General features: G+C 71.9%; 26 protein-coding genes. 18 read left to right on the top strand and 8 right to left on the bottom strand.

Annotation, left to right across the window (positions count from 1 at the left end; translation table 11 throughout):
- Positions 1-26 precede the first annotated feature (26 nt).
- Genes F9C41_RS15625 through ispG form a run of 5 tightly spaced genes read left to right on the top strand, consistent with a single transcriptional unit; the run spans position 27 to position 4,755 of the window.
- A complete protein-coding gene (locus tag F9C41_RS15625) occupies positions 27-572 on the top strand; it encodes a hypothetical protein (protein ID WP_155387471.1) in 546 nt (181 codons plus the stop codon).
- Position 573: 1 nt separating this feature from the next.
- Positions 574-1,116: a GNAT family N-acetyltransferase gene (locus F9C41_RS15620; protein ID WP_230689622.1), complete on the top strand. Its 543-nt coding sequence runs from the start codon at positions 574-576 to the stop codon at positions 1,114-1,116.
- Between the two features lie 60 nt (positions 1,117-1,176).
- On the top strand, positions 1,177-2,358 hold the full coding sequence (dxr, locus tag F9C41_RS15615) for a 1-deoxy-D-xylulose-5-phosphate reductoisomerase (protein WP_155387552.1): 1,182 nt from the start codon (positions 1,177-1,179) through the stop codon (positions 2,356-2,358).
- Positions 2,355-3,581: a M50 family metallopeptidase gene (locus F9C41_RS15610; protein ID WP_155387551.1), complete on the top strand. Its 1,227-nt coding sequence runs from the start codon at positions 2,355-2,357 to the stop codon at positions 3,579-3,581. Before dxr ends, F9C41_RS15610 begins: the two co-directional genes overlap by 4 nt.
- 7 nt (positions 3,582-3,588) lie before the next feature.
- Complete coding sequence (gene ispG, locus F9C41_RS15605) at positions 3,589-4,755, top strand: flavodoxin-dependent (E)-4-hydroxy-3-methylbut-2-enyl-diphosphate synthase (protein ID WP_155387469.1); 1,167 nt, start codon at positions 3,589-3,591, stop codon at positions 4,753-4,755.
- 55 nt (positions 4,756-4,810) lie between these two features.
- Here ispG and F9C41_RS15600 read toward each other — a convergent pair whose 3' ends face one another.
- The gene (locus tag F9C41_RS15600) at positions 4,811-5,401 is read right to left on the bottom strand and encodes a PadR family transcriptional regulator (protein ID WP_155387468.1); all 591 of its coding nucleotides are present in this window, start codon (positions 5,399-5,401) and stop codon (positions 4,811-4,813) included.
- A gap of 164 nt (positions 5,402-5,565) precedes the next feature.
- Between F9C41_RS15600 and F9C41_RS15595 the strand changes: the two genes are divergently transcribed.
- Positions 5,566-6,402 (top strand): GNAT family N-acetyltransferase, encoded by an 837-nt coding sequence (locus F9C41_RS15595; protein WP_155387467.1) that lies wholly within the window; start codon positions 5,566-5,568, stop codon positions 6,400-6,402.
- A 126-nt stretch (positions 6,403-6,528) separates the two neighbouring features.
- Entirely contained in the window at positions 6,529-7,053 is a 525-nt protein-coding gene (locus F9C41_RS15590) for a hypothetical protein (protein ID WP_155387466.1), read from the top strand.
- Positions 7,054-7,063: 10 nt separating this feature from the next.
- On the opposite strand, the gene F9C41_RS15585 is transcribed toward F9C41_RS15590, so the two are convergent.
- Positions 7,064-8,284 carry an NAD(P)/FAD-dependent oxidoreductase gene (locus F9C41_RS15585; protein WP_155387465.1) on the bottom strand — a complete coding sequence of 407 codons (1,221 nt, stop codon included), beginning with the start codon at positions 8,282-8,284 and terminating at the stop codon, positions 7,064-7,066.
- A gap of 227 nt (positions 8,285-8,511) precedes the next feature.
- On the opposite strand from F9C41_RS15585, the gene F9C41_RS15580 reads away from it, so the two are divergent.
- The 7 genes from F9C41_RS15580 (at position 8,512) to F9C41_RS15550 (ending at position 15,225) form a co-directional block, all read left to right on the top strand.
- On the top strand, positions 8,512-9,855 hold the full coding sequence (locus F9C41_RS15580) for a glutamine synthetase family protein (RefSeq protein ID WP_155387464.1): 1,344 nt from the start codon (positions 8,512-8,514) through the stop codon (positions 9,853-9,855).
- A 2-nt stretch (positions 9,856-9,857) separates the two neighbouring features.
- Positions 9,858-11,201 (top strand): aldehyde dehydrogenase family protein, encoded by a 1,344-nt coding sequence (locus tag F9C41_RS15575; protein WP_407924702.1) that lies wholly within the window; start codon positions 9,858-9,860, stop codon positions 11,199-11,201.
- A gap of 97 nt (positions 11,202-11,298) precedes the next feature.
- Entirely contained in the window at positions 11,299-12,063 is a 765-nt protein-coding gene (locus F9C41_RS15570) for a 3-oxoacyl-ACP reductase (RefSeq protein WP_155387462.1), read from the top strand.
- The gene (locus F9C41_RS15565) at positions 12,060-12,812 is read left to right on the top strand and encodes a gamma-glutamyl-gamma-aminobutyrate hydrolase family protein (RefSeq protein ID WP_155387461.1); all 753 of its coding nucleotides are present in this window, start codon (positions 12,060-12,062) and stop codon (positions 12,810-12,812) included. The genes F9C41_RS15570 and F9C41_RS15565 overlap by 4 nt, the downstream gene beginning before the upstream one ends.
- 196 nt (positions 12,813-13,008) lie before the next feature.
- Positions 13,009-13,566, top strand: coding sequence for a pyridoxamine 5'-phosphate oxidase family protein (locus F9C41_RS15560; RefSeq protein ID WP_155387460.1), 558 nt, complete (start codon positions 13,009-13,011; stop codon positions 13,564-13,566).
- Positions 13,567-13,576: 10 nt separating this feature from the next.
- Positions 13,577-14,434: a type I methionyl aminopeptidase gene (gene map, locus F9C41_RS15555; protein ID WP_155387459.1), complete on the top strand. Its 858-nt coding sequence runs from the start codon at positions 13,577-13,579 to the stop codon at positions 14,432-14,434.
- 95 nt (positions 14,435-14,529) lie between these two features.
- The gene (locus F9C41_RS15550; RefSeq protein WP_155387550.1) at positions 14,530-15,225 is read left to right on the top strand and encodes a VIT1/CCC1 transporter family protein; all 696 of its coding nucleotides are present in this window, start codon (positions 14,530-14,532) and stop codon (positions 15,223-15,225) included.
- Between the two features lie 85 nt (positions 15,226-15,310).
- On the opposite strand, the gene F9C41_RS15545 is transcribed toward F9C41_RS15550, so the two are convergent.
- The 6 genes from F9C41_RS15545 to F9C41_RS15520 form a co-directional block, all read right to left on the bottom strand.
- Positions 15,311-15,775, bottom strand: a complete 465-nt coding sequence (locus F9C41_RS15545; RefSeq protein WP_155387549.1) for a nitroreductase/quinone reductase family protein — start codon at positions 15,773-15,775, stop codon at positions 15,311-15,313.
- Positions 15,776-16,070: 295 nt separating this feature from the next.
- Positions 16,071-18,755, bottom strand: coding sequence for an FtsX-like permease family protein (locus tag F9C41_RS15540; protein WP_155387458.1), 2,685 nt, complete (start codon positions 18,753-18,755; stop codon positions 16,071-16,073).
- A complete protein-coding gene (locus tag F9C41_RS15535; protein WP_155387457.1) occupies positions 18,752-19,471 on the bottom strand; it encodes an ABC transporter ATP-binding protein in 720 nt (239 codons plus the stop codon). Before F9C41_RS15535 ends, F9C41_RS15540 begins: the two co-directional genes overlap by 4 nt.
- The gene (locus tag F9C41_RS15530; RefSeq protein ID WP_155387456.1) at positions 19,468-20,031 is read right to left on the bottom strand and encodes a PadR family transcriptional regulator; all 564 of its coding nucleotides are present in this window, start codon (positions 20,029-20,031) and stop codon (positions 19,468-19,470) included. Before F9C41_RS15530 ends, F9C41_RS15535 begins: the two co-directional genes overlap by 4 nt.
- Positions 20,032-20,100: 69 nt before the next feature.
- Positions 20,101-20,538, bottom strand: a complete 438-nt coding sequence (locus F9C41_RS15525; RefSeq protein ID WP_155387455.1) for a ferritin-like domain-containing protein — start codon at positions 20,536-20,538, stop codon at positions 20,101-20,103.
- Positions 20,535-20,975, bottom strand: coding sequence for a hypothetical protein (locus F9C41_RS15520; protein WP_155387454.1), 441 nt, complete (start codon positions 20,973-20,975; stop codon positions 20,535-20,537). Before F9C41_RS15520 ends, F9C41_RS15525 begins: the two co-directional genes overlap by 4 nt.
- A 230-nt stretch (positions 20,976-21,205) precedes the next feature.
- On the opposite strand from F9C41_RS15520, the gene rimP reads away from it, so the two are divergent.
- From rimP to infB, 4 genes are all read left to right on the top strand, one after another.
- A complete protein-coding gene (gene rimP / locus F9C41_RS15515; protein WP_155387453.1) occupies positions 21,206-21,874 on the top strand; it encodes a ribosome maturation factor RimP in 669 nt (222 codons plus the stop codon).
- Complete coding sequence (gene nusA / locus F9C41_RS15510; protein WP_144118932.1) at positions 21,871-22,926, top strand: transcription termination factor NusA; 1,056 nt, start codon at positions 21,871-21,873, stop codon at positions 22,924-22,926. Before rimP ends, nusA begins: the two co-directional genes overlap by 4 nt.
- A gap of 69 nt (positions 22,927-22,995) precedes the next feature.
- Positions 22,996-23,262 (top strand): YlxR family protein, encoded by a 267-nt coding sequence (locus tag F9C41_RS15505; protein WP_330164767.1) that lies wholly within the window; start codon positions 22,996-22,998, stop codon positions 23,260-23,262.
- A gap of 221 nt (positions 23,263-23,483) precedes the next feature.
- Complete coding sequence (gene infB / locus F9C41_RS15500) at positions 23,484-26,573, top strand: translation initiation factor IF-2 (protein ID WP_155387451.1); 3,090 nt, start codon at positions 23,484-23,486, stop codon at positions 26,571-26,573.
- The last annotated feature ends 126 nt before the right edge of the window (positions 26,574-26,699 follow it).

The following is a 26,699-nucleotide window of genomic DNA, read 5'->3' as shown; positions in this document are numbered from 1 at the left end:
GCCGGGCCGGTGGCCATACTGCCCCGATGCAGCTGCACGGTGAGGACACGGTCCAGGTGACCTGGCTGTGGGATCGGCCCGAATTCCTGCGCCTGGCCGCGCTGCACCGGGCGGGCCAGAACCGGGTGAGCGCCTTCGTGGCGCTGGTCAGCGGCACGGTCGCCCTTTGGATGATCTACCTGTGGAACGAGGGCGAGGCCTGGCCCTTCCCCTTCGGAGCCGTCTGGCTGGGCCTGCTCGCCGTGCTGTTCGCCGGGGACGCGGCACTGTCCGCGTGGCTGGCCGTGCGCGGCACGCCCGATGTGAAGTACGCGCCGATGACGGTGCTGATCGACGTGCTCGGGGTACGGCTCACGACCGGCAGCGGAGACGTCTTCTACAGCTGGTCCGGCCTGTCGCAGGTGGTGCGGCCCGACCACTTCTGGCGGTTCGTGGCAGCCGGGGTCGGCGAGATCACGGTGCCCCGGCGGTTGATCACCCCCGCCGACGACGCGGCGATCGCGGTGGTCGTCGACCGGTATGCCCACCGGGTCGGCCGGCCCGACGACATGCCCCCACCGGCGGAGGTCTGAGGTGCGCCTGGAAACCGCGCGCCTGATCATCCGGCAGTGGACCGACGGCTCCGCCGACCTGGCCCGCAACTACGACATCTACCGGCGGGACGAGGTCACCCGCTGGCTCGGCATGCCCACCCCGCTGGCCGACCCGGCGCAGTCGCAGCTCGTCATCGACCGGCGGTGCGAGTTCTACGCCGCCGAACCCGGCTACGGCGTGTGGGCGGTCGAGCGGCGCGACACCGGTGCTGTCGCCGGGTCCGTGCTGCTCAAGCCGCTGCCGCCGCCGGCCGACGGGCACGGCCGCGGCGAGGTCGAGATCGGCTGGCACTTCCACCCTGACTCATGGGGCCACGGGTATGCCACCGAGGCGGGGCGGGCCGTGCTGGCGCACGGCTGGGCGCTCGGGTTGGCAGAGATCCACGCCATCGCCCGCCCCGACAACGTGCCCTCGCTGGCGGTGATGCACCGCATCGGCATGACCCACGTCGGCCGCACCCACCGCTGGTACGACATCGAGGCAGAGCTGTACATGATCACGAAAGAGGGGCTCGACGAGTAGCCCCCGCAGCGGGCACCCGGCGGGCTCGGCGAGAATGAAGGAATGATCCCCCGCGAGATAGTGCTGCTCGGCTCCACCGGGTCGATCGGCACACAGGCCATAGACATCGTGCGGCGCAATCCGGACCGGTTCCGCGTCGTCGCGCTGGGCGCGGGCGGCGGCAACGTGGCGCTGCTGGCGCAGCAGGCGCTGGAGCTGGGGGTCGAGGCGGTCGGGGTGGCCAAGTCCACCGCGGCGCAGGACCTGCAGCTGGCGTTCTACGCCGAGGCGCAGCGCCGCGGGTGGTCGTCCGGCGACTTCAAGCTGCCGAAGATCCTCGCGGGACCGCAGGCGATGACGGAGCTGGCCCAGTGGCCCGCGGACATCGTGCTCAACGGCGTGGTCGGTTCGCTGGGGCTCGCGCCGACGCTGGCCGCGCTGCGGGCGGGGCGCATCCTCGCGCTGGCCAACAAGGAGTCGCTGGTGGCCGGTGGGCCGCTGGTGCGGGCGGTGGCCAAGCCGGGGCAGATCGTGCCGGTCGACAGCGAGCACTCGGCGCTGGCGCAGTGCCTGCGCGGCGGGACCCGGGCCGAGGTGCGCAAGCTGATCCTGACCGCGAGCGGGGGCGCGTTCCGTGGCCGCCGCCGTGAGGAGCTGGGCGCGGTCACCGTCGAGGAGGCGCTCAAGCACCCGACCTGGGACATGGGCCCGGTGGTGACGATCAACTCGGCGACGCTGGTGAACAAGGGCCTCGAGGTGATCGAGGCGCACGAGCTGTTCGACGTGGCGTACGACGACATCGAGGTGATGGTGCACCCGCAGTCGGTGCTGCACTCCCTCGTCGAGTTCACCGACGGTTCGACGCTGGCGCAGGCCAGCCCGCCGGACATGCGGCTGCCGATCGCGCTGGCGCTGGGCTGGCCGGACCGGGTGCCCGAGGCGGCCGCGCCGGTCGACTGGACGCTCGCGCACAACTGGGAGCTGCGCCCGCTGGACAATGAGGCGTTCCCGGCGGTGGAGCTGGCCAAGGCCGCCGGCCGGGCCGGGCGCTGCCGGCCGGCGATCTACAACGCGGCGAACGAGGAGTGTGTGGCGGCTTTCACAGCGGGCCGTCTGCCGTTCCTGGCCATCGTCGACACCGTCGGGGAGATCCTCGACGGTGCGCCCGACTTCGACGAACCGGGTACCGTCGAGGACGTGCTCGCCGCGGAGCACTGGGCGCGCACGCGCGCACACGACCTGATCAAGGAGAAGAGCGCCTGATGAACGCCCTGGGGATCGCCCTCTTCGCGCTTGTCATCCTGATCTCCGTAAGCCTGCACGAAGCCGGCCACATGGGCACGGCGAAGGCCTTCGGCATGAAGGTGACCCGGTATTTCGTGGGCTTCGGTCCCACCCTGTGGTCGTTCCGCCGCGGCGAGACCGAGTACGGCGTCAAGGGCGTCCCGCTCGGCGGCTTCGTCAAGATCGTCGGCATGACGCCGCAGGACGAGGACGCCGACGACCCCAAGGCGATGTGGCGCTTCCCCGTGTGGAAGCGCTCGATCGTGATGTCGGCCGGCTCGATCGTGCACTTCATCCTGGCCGCCGTCGCGATCTGGGGGCTGGCGGTCTTCTCCGGCCTGCCCAACCCGGACCTGCCGACCAAGGCGCCCAGCGACGGCCAGCCGGCCGTGCTGACGGTGCAGCCGTGCGTGGTGACCAGCCTGCCGCTGCGCGCGTGCGAGGCGAAGGACCCGGCCAGCCCGGCCAGCCAGGCCGGTCTGCGCAACGGCGACAAGCTGATCGCGGTGAACGGCGCCGCGGTGGCCAACTGGGGCGAGGCGATCAAGCAGATCCGGCCGCTGACCGCCGGCCAGACCGCCACGATGACGGTCCTGCGCGACGGCGCACCGCAGACCCTGCAGCTGACGCCCGCGACGGTCGAGCGCGAGATGAGCGACGGCAGCGTGCAGAAGGTCGCCGCGATCGGTGTCGGCCTGGACGCGACCGTTCCCTACCTGGTCAAGTACGGCCCCGGCGAGGCGGTCGGCGCGAGCGCCCAGTATGCCGGGACCATGGTCGGCGCGACGTTCGAGGCGCTCAAGGAGTTCCCGAAGCGGATCCCGGCGCTGTTCTCGGCCATCGGCGGGGAGAAGCGCGACCCGAACACCCCGATCAGCGTGGTGGGCATCAGCATCCTGGGCGGCGAGGCCGCGCAGGAGGGCGCGTGGAGCATGTTCGTCGGGCTGTTCATCGCGTTCAACCTGTTCATCGGCATCTTCAACCTGCTGCCGCTGCTTCCCCTGGACGGGGGACACCTGTTCATCGCGTGGTTCGAGAGAATTCGTTCATGGGTGTACGCGCGGTTGCACAAGCCCGACCCGGGCCGGGTCGACTACTTCAAGCTGATGCCCCTGACCTACACGGTCATCCTGATCTTCGGTGCGTTCACGCTGCTGACCGTCACCGCGGACATCGTCAACCCCATCTCGATCTACAAGTGAGTGTGCTGTGACTGCGATCAACCTTGGTATGCCGGCTGCTCCCCCCACGCCGCTCGCGCCGCGGCGCCAGAGCCGGCAGATCATGGTCGGCAGCGTGCCGGTCGGCGGGGGAGCCCCGATCAGCGTGCAGTCGATGACGACCACGCTGACCTCCGACGTCAACGCGACCCTGCAGCAGATCGCGGAGCTCACCGCGTCCGGCTGCCAGATCGTGCGGGTGGCGGTGCCCTCCCAGGACGACGTCGAGGCGCTGCCCGCGATCGCGCGCAAGTCGCCGATCCCGGTGATCGCCGACATTCACTTCCAGCCCAAGTACGTGTTCGCGGCGATCGACGCGGGCTGCGCGGCGGTGCGGGTGAACCCGGGCAACATCCGGCAGTTCGACGACAAGGTCAAGGAGATCGCCGCGGCGGCCTCGGCGGCCGGCGTGCCGATCCGCATCGGCGTGAACGCGGGCTCGCTGGACAAGCGCCTGCTGGAGAAGTACGGCAAGCCCACCGCGGAGGCGCTGGTCGAGTCGGCGCTGTGGGAGTGCTCGCTGTTCGAGGAGCACGGCTTCCGTGACATCAAGATCAGCGTGAAGCACAACGACCCGGTCGTGATGATCAGGGCGTACCGGCTGCTCGCGCAGCAGTGCGACTACCCGCTGCACCTCGGGGTGACCGAGGCGGGCCCGGCGTTCCAGGGCACCGTGAAGTCGGCGGTGGCGTTCGGCGCGCTGCTGGCCGAGGGCATCGGCGACACCATCCGGGTGTCGCTGTCCGCCCCGCCCGTCGAGGAGATCAAGGTCGGCACCGCGATCCTGGAGTCGCTCAACCTCAAGGAGCGGGGCCTGGAGATCGTGTCCTGCCCGTCCTGCGGCCGCGCCCAGGTCGACGTGTACACCCTCGCCGAGCAGGTCACCGCGGCCCTGGAGGGCTTCCCGGCGCCGCTGCGGGTCGCCGTCATGGGCTGCGTCGTCAACGGCCCCGGCGAGGCCCGCGAGGCCGACCTCGGCGTGGCCTCCGGCAACGGCAAGGGCCAGATCTTCGTCAAGGGCCAGGTCATCAAGACCGTGCCCGAGTCGATGATCGTGGAGACCCTGGTCGAGGAGGCCATGAAGATCGCCGCCGACATGGGCATCGACCCGCTCGGTGACGACGCGCCCACCCCCGCGGTGGTCACCGTCCACTGATCCGGACAACCGAGAAGGCCCCGTTCCTCAGGAACGGGGCCTTCTTCGTCGGGGGTCACTCGGCGAGGATGGAGTAGAGCTTGCGCTTGGTGTCCTGGAGGGTTTCCAGAGCCTGCTGGCGCTGGGCGGGGGTGCCGGACATGGCGACCTGGCGCAGGGCGCTCATGATGGCGAAGCCCGCCTCGCGGAACTCCTGGGACTGGGCGATGTGGTCGGCGTCGAAGTCCTGCCACGGTCGGCCCTGGCCGGACTCGCCGGCGCGTTCGGCCTCGGCCCGGCCGGTCTCGGTGAGGGTGAACCGCTTGCGGCCGCCGCTCTCCTCGCTGACGATCAGGCCTTCGTCCTCCAGCAGCTGCAGCGTCGGGTAGATCGAGCCGGGGCTCGGCCGCCACACCCCGCCGGTGCGGGTCTCCAGCTCGGAGATCATCTCGTATCCGTGCATCGGCCGCTCGAGCAGCAGGCCCAGCACCGCCGCGCGGGTGTTGCCGCGCCGGCCGCGTCCCCGGCCGTGCCCGCGTCCATGGCCGAAGCCGCCGGGGCCGAACGGCGGCCGCATCGGCCCGAAGGCGAACAGTCGGGGGTCGTGGCCATGCCCCGGGCCGTGCCCGTGCTCGTGCGTGTCGTGTCCGTGGTGTCGTCGGAACATGTCGTTTTCTCCTGGTTCGTTCAGTGGGCCCGAAGGCGCGGGCCGCTCATGATTATCGTCGACGTATCAGCGATGTGTTTACGATATATCGGCAACCTGTCGGCGACAACCGTGTTACCGGGGATACCACTGGCGGGCCGCGCGGATCTCATTAGGCTGTGGGCATGCTCACCCTTCCGGTGCGGCAGCTGGCCGAAGCTGACCGCGCCGCAGTGGAACGCCTGCTGGCGGCGTATCCGATCGCGGCGGCGCAGGTGGCTGAGCGGGTGGCGATACGCGGGCTGGGCTGGCGCGCCGACGGCAGGCTCTACGGCTACGGCAGCCGCCGGCACCCGGAGGCGGTGCTCTGGTCGGGCGGGCAGGTCTCCCCGGTCGGCGCCGACGCCGCCGCGGTGGCCGCGTTCGCCGAGATGGTCTCCGGGCAGCCGCGCGTGTGCGCGTCGCTGGTGGGGGAGTCCGAGGCCGTGCTGGGCCTGTGGGAGCTGCTGCGGCCGGCCTGGGGCCCCGAGCGCACGGTGCGCGCCCACCAGCCGCTGCTGGTCGTGGAGACCCCGCCCGCGGTGGCGGCCGACCCGCTGGTGCGCCAGGTCCGGCCCGACGAGGTCGACCTCGTCTTTCCGGCGTCGGTGGCGATGTACACCGAGGAGGTCGGCGTCTCGCCGCTGGGCGACGACGGGGGGCGTGGTTATCGCGGGCGCGTCGCGGAGCTGGTGAAGGCGGGGCGGTCGTACGCCCGGATCGTCGACGGCACCGTGGTGTTCAAGGCCGAGCTGGCGGTGGTGACGCGGCATACCGCGCAGGTCCAGGGGGTCTGGGTGGACCCGTCCTGGCGGGGGCGCGGCTTTGCGATAGCCGGCATGGCGGCCGTGGTGCGCGACGCGCTGCGCCGGGTCGCGCCGAGCGTCAGCCTGTACGTCAACGACTTCAACACCCCGGCCCGCCGGGTGTACCAGCGGCTGGGGTTCCGGCAGGTGGGTGCGTTCGCGACGGTCCTGTTCTGACGGTGCGGCCGGATGGCGCGCCACGCCGCAGTCACGGCCATTTTCGTGACTTTGCGCACCTAGCTAACTACGTTAAGTAACGATAGTGGCTGACCAGATGTGACGGCCGGCGAGGTGACTACCCCTATGGGGCGGATCGTTAAACAGCTCTCTGACACCACCACCAAGTACTACTGGTATCCCGGAGAGAAGCAGGAGTGGATCCGTGCCGTGGTCGCCGTCGGCACCGGCGGCGCGTCCGCCGCGCTGCTGATGATGCTGACCCGTAACACCCTGGCGGCCGTGGTGACCGGTTGCGCGGTCACCCTCGCCGTGTCGGGTTTCAACTTCGGACGCCGGGACGCCAAGGCGCTGTCCGGCTTCCCCAACCTCAGCGACAAGGCCGCCCGCCGCGCCGCGATCTCCCACTCCGGCCGGGCCGCCTGGCGGGCGAGCGCGCACGGGGTCGGCGGCGCGGTGGCCGCGATCGTCGTGCTCAACCTGGCCCACCACGGCTGGGTCGCCGACTGGCTGCTGCCCGTGGTGCCCGCCGTGGTCGGCGCGCTCGCCCACCAGACCGGCATGATCTGGGAACAGCTGGCCAGCACCGTCACCAGCCCCGGCCCCGCCGCCGCTCCCGCCGCTCCCGCCGCCAAACCTTCCACCGAGTGACCCAGGCGGGTCAGCGGCGGAGGGTGTCGAGGGCGCGGGAGGTGGTCCAGTCGCGGTTGGCGGCGGGGGCGCCGAAACGTTCGGGGAGCAGTGCGTCGAGCTCCCAACTGGCGGTGCCTGAGGTGATCCATTCGGCGAGGTGGCGGCCGATGCCGCCGGACAGACCCATGCCGTGCAGGCCGAACCCGGCCGCGATCCACAGGCCCGGCAGGGCGGAGCGGCCCGCCAGCGGGGCGCCGTCGGGAGTGAACGCCTCCACCCCGTGCATGATCTTCGCGAGCTTGCTGCGGCGCAGCTCAGGCATGCGCTCACCGGCCAGCTGCCACAGCGGGGCGAACGCCTCCTCGTCGGGCGCGGCCAGCTCGCGGGCCTTGGCCAGGGGTTCGGCGTCGCCGGCCGGCCAGGCGGGCACCGGGTCGGGCCGGCCGCCGCCGACGATGACGCAGCCGTTGGCGGCCCGCAGGTAGAGCGACTGCTCGGGGATCCGGCAGGTGGGGGTGGTGTCCGGGTCGAGCGCAGGGTGCAGCACCTCGCTGACGCCGTACTGGTGCAGGATCGGCACGACCGGGACCACGACGCCGGCCATCGCTCCGACGGCGCCCGCCGCCGCCCCCGCCGCGTTGATCACGAGCGGGGTCTCGATGATGCCGTCGCTGGTGTGCACCGCCCGGACCTGCCCGCCGGTGGTGTCGATGTCGGTGACCCGGACTCCGGTGCGGATGCTCACCCCGTGCGCGACGGCCCCCGCGACCAGCGCGTTCACGAAGTCCTTCGGGCGTACGAAGCCCTCGCCCGGCAGCCAGGCCGCGGCCTGCACGTCGGACAGGTCGAGCCGGGGGACCAGGTTCATGGTCGCCGACGCGCCGCGCAGCTCGAGGGGCACGCCCAGCTCGTCGGCGCGGCGGGCCAGCCGCCGCAGCTCGTCGACGTGGGTGTGGCTGAGCGCGAGCCGCAGCCCGCCGACGGGACGCCAGCCGGGGTCGTGTCCGGTCTCGGCGCGCAGCATGGCCGCCAGCGCGGGCAGGTATCCGGCCAGCCGGGCGTGCCAGCCGGGGCCGTCCGGGCCGCGCATGGAGGTGACGAACCCGGCGGTGTGCCAGGTGCTGCCGTCGGTGAGCTCGTGCTGCTCCAGCAGCACCGTGTCGCGCCACCCGGCCCGGCCGAGGTGGTAGGCCAGGGAGCAGCCGACCACGCCGCCCCCGATGATCACCGCCCGTGCACTCGCTCCCATCTGGTCAGTGGTACCCGCTACAACCCCCGAACGGAAGCCCTCGGTCACAACTTTGCGCGTCCCGCCCGCCCCCTCGGTCGCCACTCTTGAAGACTCGCGGCCTCAACACGTGGCGGATCCGGCAAGTCTTCAAGAGTTGCGGCAGGAGGTGGGCGGCGGTGCGCCACGATCAGCGATGTATTCGGGTTTGTTGACGTGGGTGGGTGGGGGCGGTAGACCTTGTGGGCATGTGGTCGGTGGAGCGCCTGCGCGCGATGGTGGAGGCGGGCGACATCGACACGGTGTTGCTGGCCATGACGGACATGCAGGGCCGCCTGCAGGGCAAGCGGCTGCACGCGGCGTACTTCCTGGACGAGGTGGTGGGACACGGCAGCGAGGCGTGCAACTACCTGCTCGCGGTGGACGTGGAGATGACCCCGGTCGACGGCTATGCCGTCTCCGGCTGGTCGCAGGGCTACGGCGACTTCGTGCTGCGGCCCGATCTGGACACGCTGCGCCCGGTCCCGTGGCTGCCCGGCACGGTTCTGGTGATGTCCGATGTGCTGTGGCACGACGGCTCGCCGGTGGTGCAGTCGCCGCGGCAGATCCTGCGCCGGCAGCTGGACCGCCTCGCCGAGCGGGGCCTGACCGCGTACATCGGCACGGAGCTGGAGTTCGTGGTCTACGCCGACACGTACGAGCAGGCGGCCGCGAAGCGCTACCAGGGGCTGACCCCGGCCAACGGCTACAACGTGGACTACTCGCTGCTGGGCACGTCGCGGGTGGAGCCGCTGCTGCGGGCGATCCGGCTGGGCATGGCCGGGGCGGGGCTGGCCCCGGAGAGCGCCAAGGGCGAGTGCAACCTGGGCCAGCACGAGATCGCCTTCCGGTATGCCGAGGCGCTGAAGACGGCCGACCAGCACTCGATCTACAAGCACGGGGCCAAGGAGATCGCCGCCGCGCAGGGCATGTCGCTGACCTTCATGGCCAAGCCGAACCAGCGCGAGGGCAACTCGTGCCACATCCACTTCTCGCTGCGTGACGAGGAGGGACGGCCGGTGATGGCCGAGCACGACCGGCTGAGCCCGCTGGGCGAGCAGGTGCTGGCCGGGCTGCTCGCGACGACGGCCGAGCTGAGCGTGCTGTACGCGCCGAACATCAACTCGTACAAGCGATACCAGGCGGGCTCGTTCGCGCCGACGGCGCTGCGCTGGGGGCGCGACAACCGCACCTGCGCGCTGCGCCTGGTCGGCCACGACCACTCGCTGCGGGTGGAGCACCGCTCGCCGGGCGGCGACGTCAACCCGTACCTGGCGATCGCGGCGCTGGTCGCCGGGGCGCTGCACGGCCTGGACAACGAGCTGCCGCTGGAACCGGTGTTCACCGGCAACGCGTACGAGGACCCCGCGGCCGCCCGGATGCCCGCCACGCTGCGCGACGCGCTGCTGCGGTGGGAGTCGAGCGCGGTGGCCCGGGAGGCGTTCGGCGACGCCGTGGTCGAGCACTACGGGCACGCCGCGCAGGTGGAGCTGGCCGCGTACGACGCCGCGGTGACGGACTGGGAACTGGTGCGGGGGTTCGAGCGGCTGTGAAGATCATCAACCCGGTCACCGAGGAGCTGATCACCTCGGTGGAACCGGTCGACGCGGCCGGCGTCGACGCGGCCGTGCGGGCCGCCGCGAAGGCCTTCGAGAGCTGGCGCAACGTGTCCCCGGGCGACCGGGCCAGGCTGCTGCGGCGCTTCGCGGCCGTGGTCGACGCGCACGTCGAGGAGCTGGCGCTGCTGGAGGTGCGCAACGCCGGGCACACCGTCGGCAACGCGCGCTGGGAGGCCGGCAACGTCCGCGACCTGCTCGACTACTACTCCGGTGCGCCGGAGCGGCTGTGTGGGCGGCAGATCCCGGTCGCGGGCGGCGTGGACGTGACGTTCCACGAGCCGCTGGGCGTGGTCGGCGTGATCGTGCCCTGGAACTTCCCGATGCCGATCGCCGCGTGGGGCTTCGCCCCTGCGCTGGCCGCGGGCAACACGGTCATCGTGAAACCGGCCGAGACCACGCCGCTGACCGCGCTGCGCCTGGCCGAGCTGGCCCTCGAAGCCGGGCTGCCGCCGGGAGTGCTGACTGTGCTGCCGGGCCACGGCGAGGTCACCGGGCACGCGCTGGTGACCCATCCGGGCGTACGCAAGATCTGCTTCACCGGGTCCGCGGAGGTGGGCCGCCAGATCATGGCCGCCTGCGCCGCCGACCTGACCCGGGTGACCCTGGAACTGGGCGGCAAGAACTCCACGCTGCTGTTCGCCGACGCCGATCTGGACAAGGCCGCCGCCGCGCTGCCCGGGGCCGTGTTCGACAATGCCGGACAGGACTGCTGCGCCCGGTCCCGCCTGCTCGTCCAGCGCGAGGTGTACGACGACTTCCTCGCCCTGCTGGAGCCCCACGTCACGGCCTGGCGCTGCGGCGACCCGATGGACCCGGCCACCGGTATGGGCCCGCTCATCACCGCGGAGCAGCGCACCCGGGTCGCGGGCTACGTGGCCGGCGCGGACGTACTGATGCGCGGCGACGCACCCGCCGGGGCCGGTTTCTGGCACCCGGCGACGGTGCTGGCCGCGCGCGACCGGGGCGAGCGGCACTGGCGCGAGGAGGTGTTCGGGCCGGTGCTGTCCGTACTGGCCTTCGACGGCGAGGACGAGGCGCTGCGGCTGGCCAACGACACCGAGTACGGCCTGTCCGGTTCGATCTGGACCCGGGACGTGGGCCGTGCGCTGCGGCTGGCCCGCGGCGTCGAGGCGGGCGTGCTGAGCGTCAACTCGCACTCCTCGGTGCGCTACTGGACCCCGTTCGGCGGGGCCAAGCAGTCCGGACTGGGCCGCGAGCTGGGCCCGGACGCCCCGCTGGCGTTCACCGAGACCAAGAACGTCTTCATCTCCACCGAGTGAAACTCCAGCGGTGCCCCGTCCGCGTCCCGCACGCTGTAAGCACGGGTCGCGGGCGCCACCGGTCATCGGAACAGCGAAGGGCAGGCAGAGGCAGGGCATGGGGCGGTTGCAGGACCGGGTGGCGGTCATCAGCGGAGCGGCCAGCGGCATCGGCGCGGCCACGGCGCGGCGGTTCGCGGCCGAGGGCGCGTACGTCGTCGCCGTCGACCTCGCGGAGGAAGCCGGCAAGAAGATCGCCGAAGAGGTCGGCGGGGAGTTCGTGCAGTGCGACGTCTCCGACGAAGACCAGGTGCGCGAGCTGTTCGACGGCGTCGCGGCCCGGCGCGGGCGCGTGGACATCGCGTTCAACAACGCGGGGATCTCCCCGCCCGACGACGACTCGATCCTCGACACCGGGCTCGACGCCTGGGAGCGGGTGCTGCGGGTCAACACCACCAGCGTCTACCTGTGTTGCAAGTACGCCCTGCCGCACATGCTCGCCGCGGGCAAGGGCTCGATCATCAACACGGCCAGTTTCGTCGCCCTGATGGGCGCGGCGACCAGTCAGATCGCTTACACCGCCAGCAAGGGCGGCGTGCTCGCGATGAGCCGCGAGCTGGGCGTGCAGTTCGCCCGGCAGGGGGTGCGCGTCAACGCGCTGTGCCCCGGCCCGGTGGCCACGCCGCTGCTGATGGAGCTGTTCGCGAAGGATCCGGAGCGGGCGGCTCGCCGACTCGTCCATGTGCCGATGGGCCGGTTCGCCGAGCCCGAAGAGATCGCCGCGGCGGTAGCGTTTCTCGCCAGTGACGACTCCTCATTCATCACCGCCTCCCAGTTCGTCGTGGACGGGGGCATTACCGGGGCCTACGTGACGCCGTTGTGAGCGATGTGACCAGACCGTTGATCGGTATCACCACCTATGTGGAAACGACCCGATTCCTCGTGCACGACACCCGCGCCGCGGTCGTGCCCTGGGCCTACACGGAACAGGTGGCCAAGGCGGGCGGCCGGCCGGTGCTCGTGCCCCCGATGGCCGACGGCGGCGTCGAGGTCCTCGACGGCCTCGACGGGCTGATCGTCGCGGGCGGCGCCGACGTCGAGCCGGCCCGCTACGGCGAGACGCCGCACCCGAAGGTCTACACCAGCCCGCTGCGCGACGCGGGCGAGCTGCCGCTGGTACGCATCGCGCTGAAGACCGGCCTGCCGCTGCTCGGCGTCTGCCGGGGCATGCAGGTGATGACGGTGGCCTCCGGCGGGCGGCTGCACCAGCACCTGCCCGACGTACCCGGCAGCGGCGAGCACACCACGCACGGGCCGGTGAAGGTGTACGCCGAGCACCCGGTGCGCTTCGCCACCGGCTCCCGCCTGCGCGAGCTGTACGGTGCGGAGGCGGTCGTGAACTCGTACCACCACCAGGCCGTCAAGGATCCGGGCCGGCTGGTGCCGACGGGCTGGTGCACCACCGACGACATGATCGAGGCGGTCGAGCACCCGGACCACCCGTTCGCGGTCGGTGTGCAGTGGCACCCGGAGGACATGGCCACCAACGCCCTGTTCCAGGCCCTGGTGAGCGCGGCCACCCAGGTCCGCCACGCCCGCGCCAACCGCGCCGAGTTCTTCGCCACGGTCTGACCGTTCGCGCCCCCGGCGCGGCATCCCGCTTTTCATAGACGTTGGCCTATCTGGATGAGTTCGATCGCGAATTTCTCATCCAGATAGGCCAACGTGTATTTCTGGGCCGCTGTGCCCGACGCCCCGTCGGGGCGGGTGTCCCAGGTCATGGGAGTGGGGGCGGTGAGGGGGCGGGTGCGGGGGTAGCGTCGCGGGCATGGGCAAGGTGTACGAGCAGATCGACGACCGGATCCGTGACTTCCTGATGGCGCAGCGGGTCTTCTTCGTGGCCACCGCGCCGTCCGACCCGGACGGCCACGTCAACCTCTCGCCCAAGGGCCTGACCGACTCCTTCGCGGTGCTCAGCCCCCATCAGGTGGCGTACTACGAGTACGGCGGCTCGGGCATCGAGACCATGGCGCACCTGCGCGACAACAACCGCATCGTGCTGATGGTCTGCGCGTTCGACGGCCCGCCCAAGATCTACCGCCTGCACGGGCACGGGGAGTCGGTGCTCGCCGAGGACCCGCGGGCCGCCGAGCTGATCAAGCACTTCCCGGCCCCGCCGCACGTCGGCCTGCGCAGCATCGTCGTGATCGACGTCACCCGCGTGTCGGACTCCTGCGGCTACGGCGTGCCCCTGATGTCGTACGACGGCGACCGCGACCTGCTCGTCCAGTTCTGGGACCACAAGACGCCCGAACAGCGCGAGCACTACCGGGCCACCCGCAACGCGCACAGCATCGACGGAGCCCCGGTCTTCGCCGAGCGCTAGAGTTCAGGGCATGAACGGCCGCGCGACGCTGACCCCAGGCAAGCTCTCCCCGTGGCGGGAGGTGCCCGCCCACATCCCCCGTCCCGAGTACGTCGGCCGCAAGCAGCCGAAGCGCTGGGACGGCCCGCTCACCCAGGACGCCGAGTCCATCGAGAAGATGCGGGTCGCGGGGCGGATCGCGGCGCAGGCCGTGCAGCTCGCCGGGGAGCACTGCAAGCCGGGTGTCACCACCGACGAGCTCGACCGGCTCGTGCACGAGTTCCTGCTCGACCACGACGCATACCCGTCGACGCTGGGCTACAAGGGCTTCCCCAAGTCCTGCTGCACCAGCCTGAACGAGGTCATCTGCCACGGCATCCCGGACTCGACGGTGATCGAGGACGGCGACATCATCAACGTCGACGTGACCGCGTTCAAGGACGGCGTGCACGGTGACACCGATGCCACGTTCTGCGTCGGGGAGGTCGCCGAGGAGGCCCGGCTGCTGGTCGAGCGCACCCACGAGGCCATGATGCGGGGCATCAAGGCGGTCGCGCCGGGGCGCCCGATCAACGTGATCGGCCGGGTCATCGAGTCGTACGCCAAGCGCTTCGGCTACGGCGTGGTGCGCGACTTCGGCGGGCACGGCATCGGCCAGTCCTTCCACAGCGGACTGTTCGTCCCGCACTACGACAACCCGAACGCCGACACCATCATGGTGCCGGGCATGACGTTCACCATCGAGCCCATGATCACACTCGGCTCCATCGCGTACGAGACCTGGCGCGACTCGTGGACGGTGGTCACCAAGGACCGTCTCTGGACCGCCCAGTTCGAGCACACGCTGGTGGTCACCGAGTCCGGCGCGGACATCCTGACCCTGCCGTGAACCCCGACAAGCCCGACCCCGCCGTGACCGCCGAGAGCGGCGCGCGCCCGGTCGGGCCCGTGCCGGCCGACATCGGCGCGCGTCCGGCCGGGGCGGTGGCGCCGATCGACCACGAGCACGCGGACGTCTCCGGCGGCTGGCTGCGCGCGGCCACCTTCGGCGCGATGGACGGGCTGGTCACCAACATCGGCCTGATCGCCGGTGTGGGCGGCGCCGGGGTGAGCGCGCACACCGTCGTGCTCACCGGCGTCGCCGGCCTGGTCGCCGGGGCCATCTCGATGGGGCTGGGCGAGTACGCCAGCGTGCGCACCGCCAACGAGCAGATCGAGGCCGAGGTCGCCAAGGAGCGCCGGGAACTGCGGCACAACCCGGCCGCGGAGGCCGCCGAGCTGGCCCAGCGCTGGATCGACCGGGGCATCTCGCCCGAACTGGCCCGGCAGCTCGCCGAAGACCTGCGCACCCAGCCCGACGAGGCCCTGCGCATGCACGTACGCGAAGAACTCGGCATCGACCCCGACAGCAAACCGAGCCCCTGGACAGCGGCGATCTCGTCGTTCGTCTGCTTCTCGGTCGGCGCGCTGATCCCGCTGCTCAGCTACCTGTTCGGCAGCGAGTCGCTGTGGCTGGCCCTCGGCATCGGCGGCCTCGGCCTGTTCGTCGTCGGGGCGCTCACCGCCCGCTTCACCCGCCGCCACTGGTGGGCCGCCGGCCTGCGCCAGCTTCTCCTCGGTGCGGCCGCCGCCGGCGCCACCTACCTCATCGGCTCCGCCATCGGCGTCAACACCGCTTGAGAAAGGAAGGGCACCTTCACATCGCTATACGTAGCGGAAGGTGCCCTTGTTGACGGTCCGAGGCCCTGAGCTGGGCGGCAGCGGGTCAGCGGGGGACGAGGCTGAAGATCCGGATCACGCGGTTCGAGGCGCGCTCCTGGTAGGTCTGGTAGGCGGGCCACACCGTCAGCAGCAGTTGCCACAGGCGCTCGCGCTCGGCTCCGTCGGCGAGCACGCCGCGCACCGGGAGCTCGCGTCCGCCGAGGGTGACCACCGCGTCCGGCGTGGCGAGCAGGTTCACCGACCAGGCCGGGTGGCCCTGCTGGCCCCAGTTCGAGCCGGTCACCACGAAGTTCTCGCCGTCGCGTACGTACAGCAGCGGTTGCGTGCGCGGCTGGCCGGACTTGCGGCCGGTGGTGGTGAGAATGAGCGTGGGCAGCAGGCCCAGCGCCACGACCCGCCCCTTGGTCAGCTTGGCGACCGCGCGGTCGGCCGGGACGAGGAACCTGCCCATGCGGGCGAACCAACGGCGATGGCCCAGGTAACGGGCGAGGCGGGGCAGCATCGGCACAGTGTGCCGCAACCGACCGAGGTACGAAAGACCGCGACCTTCAACCCGGCCCGCACCGACCTCTCCGCCAAGCCGGGCAGGTCGTCACCCCGTCGCACAGTTTCACGGAAAGTGCAGCAATGGCCGAGGCCGAAGCCGCAGTCTCCCCGAAACAGCAACGTCGGCCCGACCGGCCGTAGGCGTCCGGACGTCGGCGGTCGCACCGCAACCTCCGCATCAGCCCAGGTCACGGCCGATTTATGTTAGGAAGGGCACCTTCCGCTACGTATAGCGATGTGAAGGTGCCCTTCCTTTCCTACATGCGGCGTTCGATGGGGAGGCGGGAGCGGGTCAGGAGGCCCGCGCCGGTCATGGCGACCAGGGGGACGGCCAGCACGATGGCGATGGTCTCCCAGGGCAGGAACAGGTGCATCGGGGCGTCGCCGAACCGGATGTGGTCGCCGCCCGCGTTGAGCGCGGCGATCAGCACGGCCGTGGTGCCCAGGCCGGCGAGCACTCCGAGCACGGCGCCCAAGCCGGAGATCACCCCGGACTGGCTCAGCGACAGCAGACGGCGCAGCCGCGGGCTGGCCCCGACGGCGCCGAGGGTGGCCAGGTCGGCACGGCCGTCCGCGGCGGCCAGGCCGGTGGCGATGCCCGCGGCGCCCAGCGCGATGAGCGCCGCGACCAGGCCGAGGATCCAGACGATCGGGTCCTCGCGGTACCGGGCCCCCTGCTCGACCTCCACGCCGAGGTTTCCGGCCACGGCATGCACGGCCGCGTTGAGCCGCTCGGTCTCCTCGGCGGAGGCCACGTGCCCGACGGCGGCGATCACCATGTCCCGGCGCACGCCGAGCCCGAGCCGCTGGATCAGGGCGGGTGTGGCCACGGCGAACGCGGCGGTCTGCGTACCGCTCGGCAGCACCGCGGCGGGCACCGCCACCGGCGGCCGGTCGAACGGATCCTGCTGCTTCTGCTGCGCGGTCTGCTCCTGCCACTCGGTCACGATGACCGACACCATGCCGCCGCTGATGTAGCGGGGATCGGCGACCACCAGGCCGCCCGCCGCCAGCGTCTGCCGGGCCTGGGCCAGGTCGGCCGCGGGCGCGCTGCTGATCGCCTCCAGCGCCGCCGCATCGTCGACGACCGCGAACTGGATCGAGCCGATGCCCCGCTCCCACGCGCAGCGCGCGTCCTCGAGTGCGGCCTGATCCCGCTGCTCGTTGGTGATGGCGGGGTCGGAAGAGGCCGGACAGCGGGCCGCGGGCGGCATGTCAAGGCGCAGCGAGCAGCCGCGCCCCTCGGCCGGGTCCACGCAGACGGGAGACTGCAGCGCGTACGTCCGCGCGTCGGGCAGCGCCTGGCGCACCGCCTCCTGCACCCGGACCACGTCCGGCGGCGCAGCGGTGTCGGGCGCGTTCTGCCGCACCAGCACGTTGCCGACCGGCATCCGCGGGTCGTAGCTGTCGAACCGCTGCTGCTCGTCGCTGCCGACGAACGCCCCGATGGCGACCGCTCCGGCGACCGCGGCCATCACGGCCGAGATCGCCGGCGCGGCTGAGCCGCGGTTGCGGGCGGTGTCACGCAGCGCGATCCGCGGCGCGAGCGGCAGCCACCGTCCGGTCCGGGCGATGAGACCGACCAGCGAAGGAGTGAGCAGCACCAGGCCGAGTTCGCCGAGCACCAGGCCGGCCATGATGGCGGTGGTCCCGCCGAGCCCGGCGCCCGCGACGGCGATCACCGCACCGCCCGCCGCGAGCACCGTGCCGAGGGTGATCCAGCGTTTGCGGGACCGGGTGACGCCCCGGCGGCCGGCGAGCACGGTGACCACGCTCTGCCGCGCGGCGGTGAACGCGGGCACCATCGCGGCCGCCAGACCCGCGCCGACCGCGAGCAGCACGACGCCGAGCTGGGCGGCCGGGAAGATCCGCAGGCCCCCGGCCCGGGCGTAGACCAGGTACTGCTCGAACAGCGGCAGGGTGAGCACGGCTGTGGTGATACCGAGCGCGACGGCGGCGACGGCCGCGCCCAGGCCCAGCACCACGCCGTCGGCCAGCACGATGCGCCGCAGGTGGGCAGGGGTTCCACCGGCGGCGGCGACCAGCGCGAGGTCGCGGCTGCGCCGCCGCGCTCCGACGGCGAAGGCCGGACCGGCCAGCAGCACGACCTCCAGCATGATCAGTACGACCATGATCGCGCCGACGGCGACCTCCTCGACCTCGCTGGACCCCATGGGGGACTCCACCGGGACGGCCGGCGGGTCGAGTGCGACGGCACGGCTCCGGATGACGAGGCCGTACTCGTTGAGCTTCTGCACGTCGGCCCACAGCACGGGCGACGGCGTGTCGACCAGCCAGCCCGCCGGCGGCGGCAGGACACCCGGCCGGAAGACGACGGTCTCCCGCAGCGAGGACGGGAACTCCACGATCGCGGTGACGGTGTACGTGTACTCGGGGTTCGCCGTGCGGATCTGCCCGCCGACGCCCACTCCCAGCCGGTCGGCCAAACCCTCGTTGAGGGCGACCTCGTCGGCGCGGGCGGGCGCGACGCCCGACAGCAGCTCCACGAAGCCGCCCAGCCGCCGGTCGGCGAGGTCGACCCCGCGGGCGCTCACGCCGCCGATGCCGTCCGGGGTGAACACGTCGACGCCGCCCTCGGCGACCTGGCTGACCGTCGAGCCGGCGGGCAGCACCGCCAGCAGCTCGACCGCAGTCGGCGGTGTGCTGCGCATCCCACCCGTGGTGGAGTAGCCGTTGCCCAAGGGGGGCTGCGTGACCGGCCCGTCGGCGACCCACTCGACCTGCGCGTCGTGCTGCCCGATCTGGCGGGTCAGCTCCTCGTCGGGCGTGAGCCGGTGCATGTCGTAGGTGGCCGCGACGAACGACATCATCGCCACCGGCAATCCGATCATGGCGATGACCAGGGCGGAGCGGCCACGGGAGCGCAGCGCCTCCCGGCGCGCCATGCGCAGCGCGGGAGCCCAGGCCCGCAGCCACCTCATGACGCGGGCTCCAGCAGCTGCTCGGGCTGGGTCAGCGGGCCGGACGCGTCGACGATCCGGCCGTCGCGCAGGAAGACGACCCGATCGGCCCAGGCGGCGTGCCGGGCTTCGTGGGTGACCAGCACCGCGGCCGCTCCGGCGTCGACCCGGGCGCGTAGCAGGCGCAGCACCGCCTCGCCGGTCACCGAGTCCAGCGCGCCGGTGGGCTCGTCGGCCAGCACCAGCCGGCGCTGCCCGACCAGGGCGCGGGCGATGGCCACGCGCTGCTGCTGGCCGCCGGACATCTCGTCGGGGAAGCGGTCGGCATACCCGTCGAGCTCCACCTCGGCCAGCGCAGCCTCGGCCAGCGGCCGGGCCTTGCGGGCGGCGACGCCCTCCAGCTCCAGCGGCAGCGCCACGTTCTCCACGGCGGTGAGGCTGGGGAGCAGGTTGAGGGCCTGGAACACGTATCCGACGCTGCGTCGGCGCAGACCGGCCAGCTCCCGGCGGCGCAGCGTGGACAGCGCGATGCCTTCGACCAGCACCTCGCCCGCGTCCGGCCCGTCGAGCCCGCCCGCGAGGTTGAGCAGCGTCGACTTGCCGGAACCGGACGGGCCCATCACGGCCACCAGCTCCCCGGCGAGCACGTCGAGGGTGATTCCGGCCAGGGCGTGCACGGCCGCCTGGCCCGTGCCGTGGGTGCGGTGCACGTCGCGCAGTTGCAGGACGGCGGTCATCGCCGGGCCTCCCGAGGGGTGTCGTCGTGCGCGGGCAGCGGGGCGGCGGCAGGTCTCTCGTAGCGCACCAGGGCCGTCTCGCAGTGGTCGAGCCAGCGCAGCTCGGCCTCGGACTGGAAGATCATCGCCTCGAGCACGAGCCGCCAGGGCAGTTCGGCGTCGGTGCGCTTGAGCCGGGTGTACTCCTGCAGCGCGCGCATCGTCGCGCTGCGCTGGGTCTGCACCACGGCCTGCACGTCGATACCGGGCGTGGTGATGGCGAGCGCGAGCTTGATGGCCAGCTCGTCGCGGGGCCGGTCCGCGCGGGCGATCGGGGTGGCGAACCAGAGCGCGAGTTCGGCGCGCCCCTCCCCGGTGATCTCGTAGGGGCGCTGCCCCCCGTCGTTCTCCGGCAGCGCACGTACGAGGCCGTCGCGGTCGAGGCGGTTGAGGGTGGTGTAGACCTGGCCGATGTTGAGCGGCCAGGTGGAGCCGGTCGAGTCCTCGAACTCGGCCCGGAGCTGGTAGCCGTAGCGGGGACCGCGTTCGAGCAGGGCGAGCAAACCATGCCGGATGGACATGGCTACTGAGTATGCATACCCGGTATGCGGTTAGCAAGACCTGTGCCGTGAACTGGCGGGCATCGCCTGCTACTGGGTCTTGCGGCCCGGATACTGCACGGTGGCGGGGATGACGGCGGCGAGCTTGCGCCAGCGCGTGCCGCGTACCGCGGCGTCGGTGTAGGCCAGCAGGATCTGGCGCCGCACCTCGCCCTCGGCGTCGGCCAGCGCGGCCCGCCAGGTCGCCGCCACGCCGTCCTCGACATAGGCCGCGAGCTTCAGCGCGTCGGCCGGAGTGGCCACCGGGAACGGCAGCGCGTAACCCGCCTGTGCGACGGGCGCGGTCGCCTTCAGGTCGGCGAGCTGCACCAGTAGCGCGTCGCGCCGGGTCCGGTGCGTCTCCTCGCCGGTCCGCGCCTCCTTCTGCCCGGTCTTGTCCAGCAGCACCCCGAACCGGGCGTACGCGAAGATCGCACTGTGCTCCGCGCTCAGCGCGGCCTGCAGGCGCTCCACCAACCGCTCGCTCATGCCAGCACCTCCACGTGGGTGGCGCGGGCGGCGGCGATCTCGCCCACGAGCACCGCGCGGACCGCGGTGGTGGCCACGCAGGCCTCGACTGCCTGCTTGGCGGCGGACACCTCGGCGGTGCGCAGGCTCTTGAGGATCGCCTTGCGGTCGCCGGTGACCGGGGCGGCGGTGGCGGCGGTGAAGGCGCTCGGTGAGGGCCGGGGGCTCATGATCGCGTCCAGGGCGGCGGCGTGCGCGCGGTGCGTCTCGCGCAACGGGGTCAGCAGCGTGGTGAGCGTGGTGTCGGCAGCCAGTGCGGCGTCGTACGCGGAGACCAGTGCGTGGGTGCCGGCCAGCAGGCCCATCAGCGCGTCCGGCGGCGGTGGTGCATCCGGGGTGGGGTCGAGCAGGTCGCAACCGGCCAGGGCGGTCACGGTCGCGGCGGCCGTCGCCGTCATCGCACCGGCCCGCAGCAGCTGCCGTCGATTCGGCCGGGAGCCCCCCGACCAGCTATGATCATTTCCCCGCGTACGCACCGCGCCAGTCTCCCTTATGGCGGCCGCGGCTGCCACTCCTTGATCACGTGTCGAACGCCGCGCGCCGCGACCGCAGCGCGCCGCTGGTAGCTGCCGCGTGCTCGCGGGTTACGCTCTGCGCAGTCGATGAATCACCGAGAGGGGTGCCCCAGATGGCTCAGCGTGGCCGTGCCACAGGACGTCAGGCGGGCCGTACGCCCGCCCGGGCGGCGGCACCGGCTCCAGCCAGGACCTCTCCAGCCGAACTGGCGGCGCGCCGCGCCCGGTTGCAGGCCGTGATCGATCCCGTGGTGGCCGGCACCGGCTACGACCTTGAGGAGCTGTCGGTCAAGCAGGTCGGCCGCCGGCACCTGGTCCGGGTGATGATCGACGGCGACGGCGGCGTGGGCCTGGACGCCATCGCCGACGTCTCCCGCGCCGTGTCGCGAGCGCTGGACGAGGCCGAGGAGTCCGGCACAGATCTGATCATGGGCGAGTACCAGTTGGAGGTCTCCTCGCCCGGGGTGGACCGGCCGCTGACCCTGCCGCGCCACTGGGCCCGCAACGCGGGCCGGCTGGTGAAGGTCAAGGCGGGGGACAAGACGCTGACCGGCCGCGTGCTCGCCGCCGACGCCGACGGGATCACCCTCGACGTGGACGGCAAGGAGCACGCGCTCGGCTACGACGCGCTGGGCCCCGGACACGTCCAGGTCGAGTTCAAGCGCATGAATGAGATCTCCGATGAGGAGCTCGCGGAGTTCGACGACGACTCGTCCGACGACGAGGAGCTCGGTGACGACGAACTGGACGACGAGCGGGACGATGAAGGAGAAGAGCGGTGAACATCGATCTTGCGGCGCTCCGTGCGCTGGCACGTGATAAGGAGATCTCCGAGGAGACCATCCTGCAGGCAATCGAGTCTGCGCTGCTCACCGCATACCGGCACACCGAGGGCGCGCAGTCGCACGCGCGCGTGGAGATCAACCGCCAGTCCGGCGCGGCCGTGGTGTACGCGCAGGAGTACGGCGGCGAGAACGAGCTGCTGCGGGAGTGGGACGACACCCCGCACGACTTCGGCCGGATCGCGGCGATGACGGCCAAGCAGGTCATCCTGCAGCGCCTGCGCGAGGCGACCGACGAGGTGCACTTCGGCGAGTACGTCAACCGCGACGGTGACCTGGTCACCGGCGTGATCCAGGCGCACGAGAGCCGTACCGAGAAGGGCATCGTCTCGGTCGACCTGGGCAAGGTCGAGGCCGTGCTGCCGCAGTCGGAGCAGGTCCCCGGCGAGACGTACCCGCACGGTCAGCGCATCCGCTGCGTGGTGGTGCACGTCGCCAAGAGCTTCCGCGGGCCGCAGGTGACCCTGTCCCGCTCGCACCCGGCGCTGGTGAAGAAGCTGTTCGCGCTGGAGGTCCCGGAGATCGCCGACGGCACCGTCGAGATCGCCGCGATCGCGCGCGAGGCCGGCCACCGCACCAAGATCGCGGTGCGGTCCAACGTGCAGGGAGTCAACCCGAAGGGCGCCTGCATCGGCCCGATGGGCCAGCGGGTGCGCGCGGTCATGAGTGAACTGCACGGCGAGAAGATCGACATCATCGACTGGTCGGACGACCCGGCGGAGTTCGTGGGCAACGCGCTCTCCCCGGCGAAGGCGCTGAAGGTCGAAGTGGTGGATCTCGCAACGCGTGCGGCGCGCGTCACCGTCCCTGACTACCAGCTCTCCCTGGCCATCGGTCGGGAAGGGCAGAATGCCAGGTTGGCTGCCCGTCTGACCGGTTGGCGGATCGACATCCGCTCCGACGCGGCCGACTCTGGGGCCGCGCAACCGCGTGGACCGCGCTCCGCGGCTGATCACGAGACGGAGCCGGGCGGCACCCCCGTCTCCGCGTAGGGGTAGACTCATCAGGTGGTACGACGCTCGCGGCCCGCACCGCTTGTGGCGGCCTCATCAGTCACGCCTGTGCCGCCTCCGGTGCGCACGTGCGTCGGATGCAGGCAGCGGGCGTGCGCTACCGAACTGCTCCGCGTCGTGGCGGTGGCGTCGGGAGCTGACCAGTTCAGTCTCCGACCCGACCCGCGACGCAGATTGACCGGCCGGGGTGCCCACGTGCACCCGACAGCGGCCTGTCTCGAGCTGGCGCTGCGGCGTCGTGCCTTCGGGCGCGCGCTGCGGATCACCGGGGTCATCGACACCGGCGAGCTGGCCGAGGCGATCCACGGACCGTGACGGCCCGAGGGTCACGAACCGATCCGAAGGATCACCGTCAGACCAGTCACGGGGTGGCGGACCCACCGTAGGCGGCGGCCTCATCAGCCCCGTCTGAGGATCAAGCAAGGTAGGACTACCGGCATGGGCACACGATGAAGTCGCAAAAATGATCAGGCTTCAAGTGCACAAGTGAGGTCGTAGCGGGTCACTGCCCGTGCGACCTCGGAGTGAGGAGTGCAGTGGCAGGCAAGGCCCGCGTACACGAGCTTGCTAAGGAGCTCGGCGTCGAGAGCAAGAACGTTCTCGCCAAACTCAAAGAGATGGGCGAGTTCGTCAAGTCCGCGTCGAGCACCGTAGAGGCTCCCGTCGCCCGTCGGCTGAAGGACGCCTTCGCGGCCGGCTCGGGAGCGCCCAGCGCCCCGAGTGCGCCGTCGGCGCCCGCGGCGGCAGCGACCACGGCGGCGACCGCGAACGAACCCCGGGTGACGGCACGGCCGGCACCCCCCAAGAAGCCCTCGGCGGCAGCGCCCATGAAGCCGAAGGCACCGACCTCCATGGTTCCGCCCACCCCGGTGACGAAGCCGGCCAGCGCCCATGACATCGAGGTCGCCGCAGCCGAGGCCCGCGCCTCGGCGCTCAAGGCCGAGCAGGAGGCCTCCGTCCGGGCGGCTCAGCAGGCTGCCAAGCAGCGTGAGGACCAGCCCCGCGGTGACGGCCCGAAGCCCAGCTTCATGCCGCCCCGGCCCGGTTCCAGCGCGGCCCGTCCGGCAGCCGCTCCGAGCGGCCGTCCCGGCGCGCCCGGTGGCGAGCGTCGTGACGCACGTCCCGGCGGTCCGCGTCCCGAGGGCGGCGGCCGCGACGGCCGTCCGGCCGGTCCGCGTCCGGAGGGCGGCGCCCGTGAGGGCCGTCCCGCCGCACCCGGCGGCGCTCGCCCGCCGCGCAGCGGCGGCAACAACCCGTTCGGCATCTCGCAGGGCGGCGCCCCGTCGCGTCCGTCCCCGGCGGGCATGCCCCGACCCAACCCGGCTTCCATGCCGCCTCGGCCCAGCCCGGCTTCCATGCCGCCGCGGCCGAACCCGGCGTCGATGCCCAGCCAGCGTCCCGCCCGTCCGGGTGGCGGCGCAGGTCGTCCCGGTGGTCCCGGTGGCGGCGCAGGCCGTCCCGGTGGTCCCGGTGGCGGCGGCGGTTTCCGCGGCGGCCCTGGCGGCGGCGCCGGTGGCGGCGGCTTCCGAGGCGGTCCCGGTGGCGGCGCTGGCGCCGGCACGGGCTTCCGTCCCGGTGGCGGTGCGCCCGGTGGCGGCGGCGGTTACCGCGGTGGTCCCGGTGGTGGCACCGGTGGCCCGCCGGCGGGTGGCGCAGGCCGTCCGGGTGGCGGTGCCGGTGGTCGTGGCCGTGGTGGCGGCGCTGCCGGTGCGTTCGGTCGTGGCGGCGGCAAGTCGCGCGGCCGCAAGTCCAAGAAGCAGCGGCGTCAAGAGTTCGACAACCTGTCCGCGCCCACGATGAGCTCGGGCGCACCGCGTGGTCAGGGTCAGGAGATCCGGCTGCCGCGCGGCGCCTCGCTGTCGGACTTCGCCGACCGCATCAACGCCAACCCGGGCTCGCTCGTCCAGGAGATGTTCAACCTGGGCGAGATGGTGACGGCGACGCAGTCCTGCACGGACGAGACGCTGCAGCTGCTCGGCGAGCACCTCGGCTTCGATGTGCAGATTGTCAGCCCCGAGGACGAGGACCGCGAGCTGCTGGCCCGCTTCAACATCGACCTCGACGCCGACGTCGACGAGGAGCGTCTGGTCAGCCGGCCGCCGGTGGTGACCGTCATGGGTCACGTCGACCACGGTAAGACCAAGCTGCTGGACGCGATCCGGTCGGCGAACGTGGTCGAGGGCGAGGCCGGCGGCATCACCCAGCACATCGGCGCGTACCAGGTGCACGTCGAGCACGAGGGCGAAGAGCGGGCCATCACCTTCATCGACACCCCGGGTCACGAGGCGTTCACCGCCATGCGTGCCCGTGGCGCCCAGGCCACCGACATCGTCGTGCTGGTCGTGGCGGCCGATGACGGCGTCATGCCGCAGACGATCGAGGCGCTCAACCACGCCAAGGCGGCCGACGTGCCGATCGTGGTCGCGGTGAACAAGGTCGACAAGCCGGAGGCCAACCCGGGCAAGGTGCGTCAGCAGCTGACCGAGTACGGCCTGGTCGCCGAGGAGTACGGCGGCGAGACGATGTTCGTGGACATCTCCGCGAAGAGCCGTCTCAACATCGACGGCCTGCTGGAGGCGGTCCTGCTGACCGCCGACGCGTCGCTGGAGATGCTGGCTCCGATCGACGGCCACGCCCAGGGTCTGGCCATCGAGGCCCGGCTCGACAAGGGCCGCGGTCCGGTGGCGACGGTCCTGGTGCAGAAGGGCACGCTGCGCGTGGGCGACTCGATCGTGGCGGGCAACGCCTACGGTCGCGTCCGCGCCATGCTCGACGAGAACGGCACCCCGCTGGCCGAGGCGGGTCCCGCCCGTCCGGTGATGGTGCTCGGTCTGACCGCGGTGCCGGGTGCGGGTGACACCTTCCTGGCCGCCGACGACGACCGGACCGTTCGCCAGATCGCCGAGCAGCGGCAGGCCCGTAAGCGGGCTGCCGAGCAGGCGAACCTGCGCGGCCGGGCGACGCTGGAGACGCTGCTGGAGAAGATCAAGGAAGGCGAGCGCACCTCGCTGGACCTGATCATCAAGGGCGACGTGTCCGGTTCCGTCGAGGCACTGGAGGACGCGCTGGTCGCGCTGCCGATCCCGGAGGAGATCCAGCTTCGGATCATCCACCGCGGCGTCGGTGCGATCACGGAGAACGACGTCAACCTGGCGTCGGCCTCGTCGAACTCGACCGCGATCATCATCGGCTTCAACGTGCGGCCGATGGACCAGGCACGCGACCTGGCCGACCGCAACGGCGTGGAGATCCGGTACTACACGGTCATCTACCAGGCCATCGAGGAGATCGAGGCGGCCCTCAAGGGCATGCTCAAGCCGGAGTACGAAGAGGTCGCCCTGGGTTCGGCGGAGGTCCGCGAGGTCTTCCGTTCGTCCAAGGTGGGTCTCATCGCCGGCTGTATCGTCCGGTCGGGTCTGCTGCGCCGCAACGGCAAGGCACGGGTCGTCCGCGACGGCGCGGTCGTGGCGGAGTCCGCCTCGATCAGCTCGCTCAAGCGGTTCAAGGACGACGCGACCGAGGTCCGCGAGGGCTTCGAGTGTGGTCTGACCCTGGGTGGCTACAACAACCTGCAGGTGGGCGACATCATCGAGACCTTCGAGATGCGCGAGAAGCCGCGGGTGTGATCCCGTGACGCGGGGCGGGGCCCCGGTGCGAAACTGCACCGGAGTCCCGCCCCGCTCCGTGCCCGGCGGATGAGCGGGCGACAGTTCAGGCGCAGGTCATGCGGGCAACAGTTCTTGCTGGATCGT

It is taken from the genome of Catellatospora paridis (assembly GCF_009720365.1).
GTDB lineage: Bacteria > Actinomycetota > Actinomycetes > Mycobacteriales > Micromonosporaceae > Catellatospora > Catellatospora paridis.
Note: the sequence above shows the minus strand (reverse complement) of the source record. Positions and strands in the feature narration are given on the sequence as shown.

Excerpts from the sequence above, each read along its gene's own strand:
- F9C41_RS15570 (WP_155387462.1), top strand. The coding sequence starts at position 11,299 with ATGGGGCGGTTGCAGGACCGGGTGGCGGTCATCAGCGGAGCGGCCAGC.
- map (WP_155387459.1), top strand. The coding sequence starts at position 13,577 with ATGAACGGCCGCGCGACGCTGACCCCAGGCAAGCTCTCCCCGTGGCGG.
- F9C41_RS15525 (WP_155387455.1), bottom strand. The coding sequence starts at position 20,538 with ATGAGCGAGCGGTTGGTGGAGCGCCTGCAGGCCGCGCTGAGCGCGGAG.
- F9C41_RS15535 (WP_155387457.1), bottom strand. The coding sequence starts at position 19,471 with ATGACCGCCGTCCTGCAACTGCGCGACGTGCACCGCACCCACGGCACG.
- rimP (WP_155387453.1), top strand. The coding sequence starts at position 21,206 with ATGGCTCAGCGTGGCCGTGCCACAGGACGTCAGGCGGGCCGTACGCCC.
- F9C41_RS15560 (WP_155387460.1), top strand. The coding sequence starts at position 13,009 with ATGGGCAAGGTGTACGAGCAGATCGACGACCGGATCCGTGACTTCCTG.
- F9C41_RS15520 (WP_155387454.1), bottom strand. The coding sequence starts at position 20,975 with ATGACGGCGACGGCCGCCGCGACCGTGACCGCCCTGGCCGGTTGCGAC.
- F9C41_RS15530 (WP_155387456.1), bottom strand. The coding sequence starts at position 20,031 with ATGTCCATCCGGCATGGTTTGCTCGCCCTGCTCGAACGCGGTCCCCGC.
- F9C41_RS15625 (WP_155387471.1), top strand. The coding sequence starts at position 27 with ATGCAGCTGCACGGTGAGGACACGGTCCAGGTGACCTGGCTGTGGGAT.
- F9C41_RS15590 (WP_155387466.1), top strand. The coding sequence starts at position 6,529 with ATGGGGCGGATCGTTAAACAGCTCTCTGACACCACCACCAAGTACTAC.
- F9C41_RS15585 (WP_155387465.1), bottom strand. The coding sequence starts at position 8,284 with ATGGGAGCGAGTGCACGGGCGGTGATCATCGGGGGCGGCGTGGTCGGC.
- F9C41_RS15600 (WP_155387468.1), bottom strand. The coding sequence starts at position 5,401 with ATGTTCCGACGACACCACGGACACGACACGCACGAGCACGGGCACGGC.
- F9C41_RS15540 (WP_155387458.1), bottom strand. The coding sequence starts at position 18,755 with ATGAGGTGGCTGCGGGCCTGGGCTCCCGCGCTGCGCATGGCGCGCCGG.
- F9C41_RS15595 (WP_155387467.1), top strand. The coding sequence starts at position 5,566 with ATGCTCACCCTTCCGGTGCGGCAGCTGGCCGAAGCTGACCGCGCCGCA.
- F9C41_RS15580 (WP_155387464.1), top strand. The coding sequence starts at position 8,512 with ATGTGGTCGGTGGAGCGCCTGCGCGCGATGGTGGAGGCGGGCGACATC.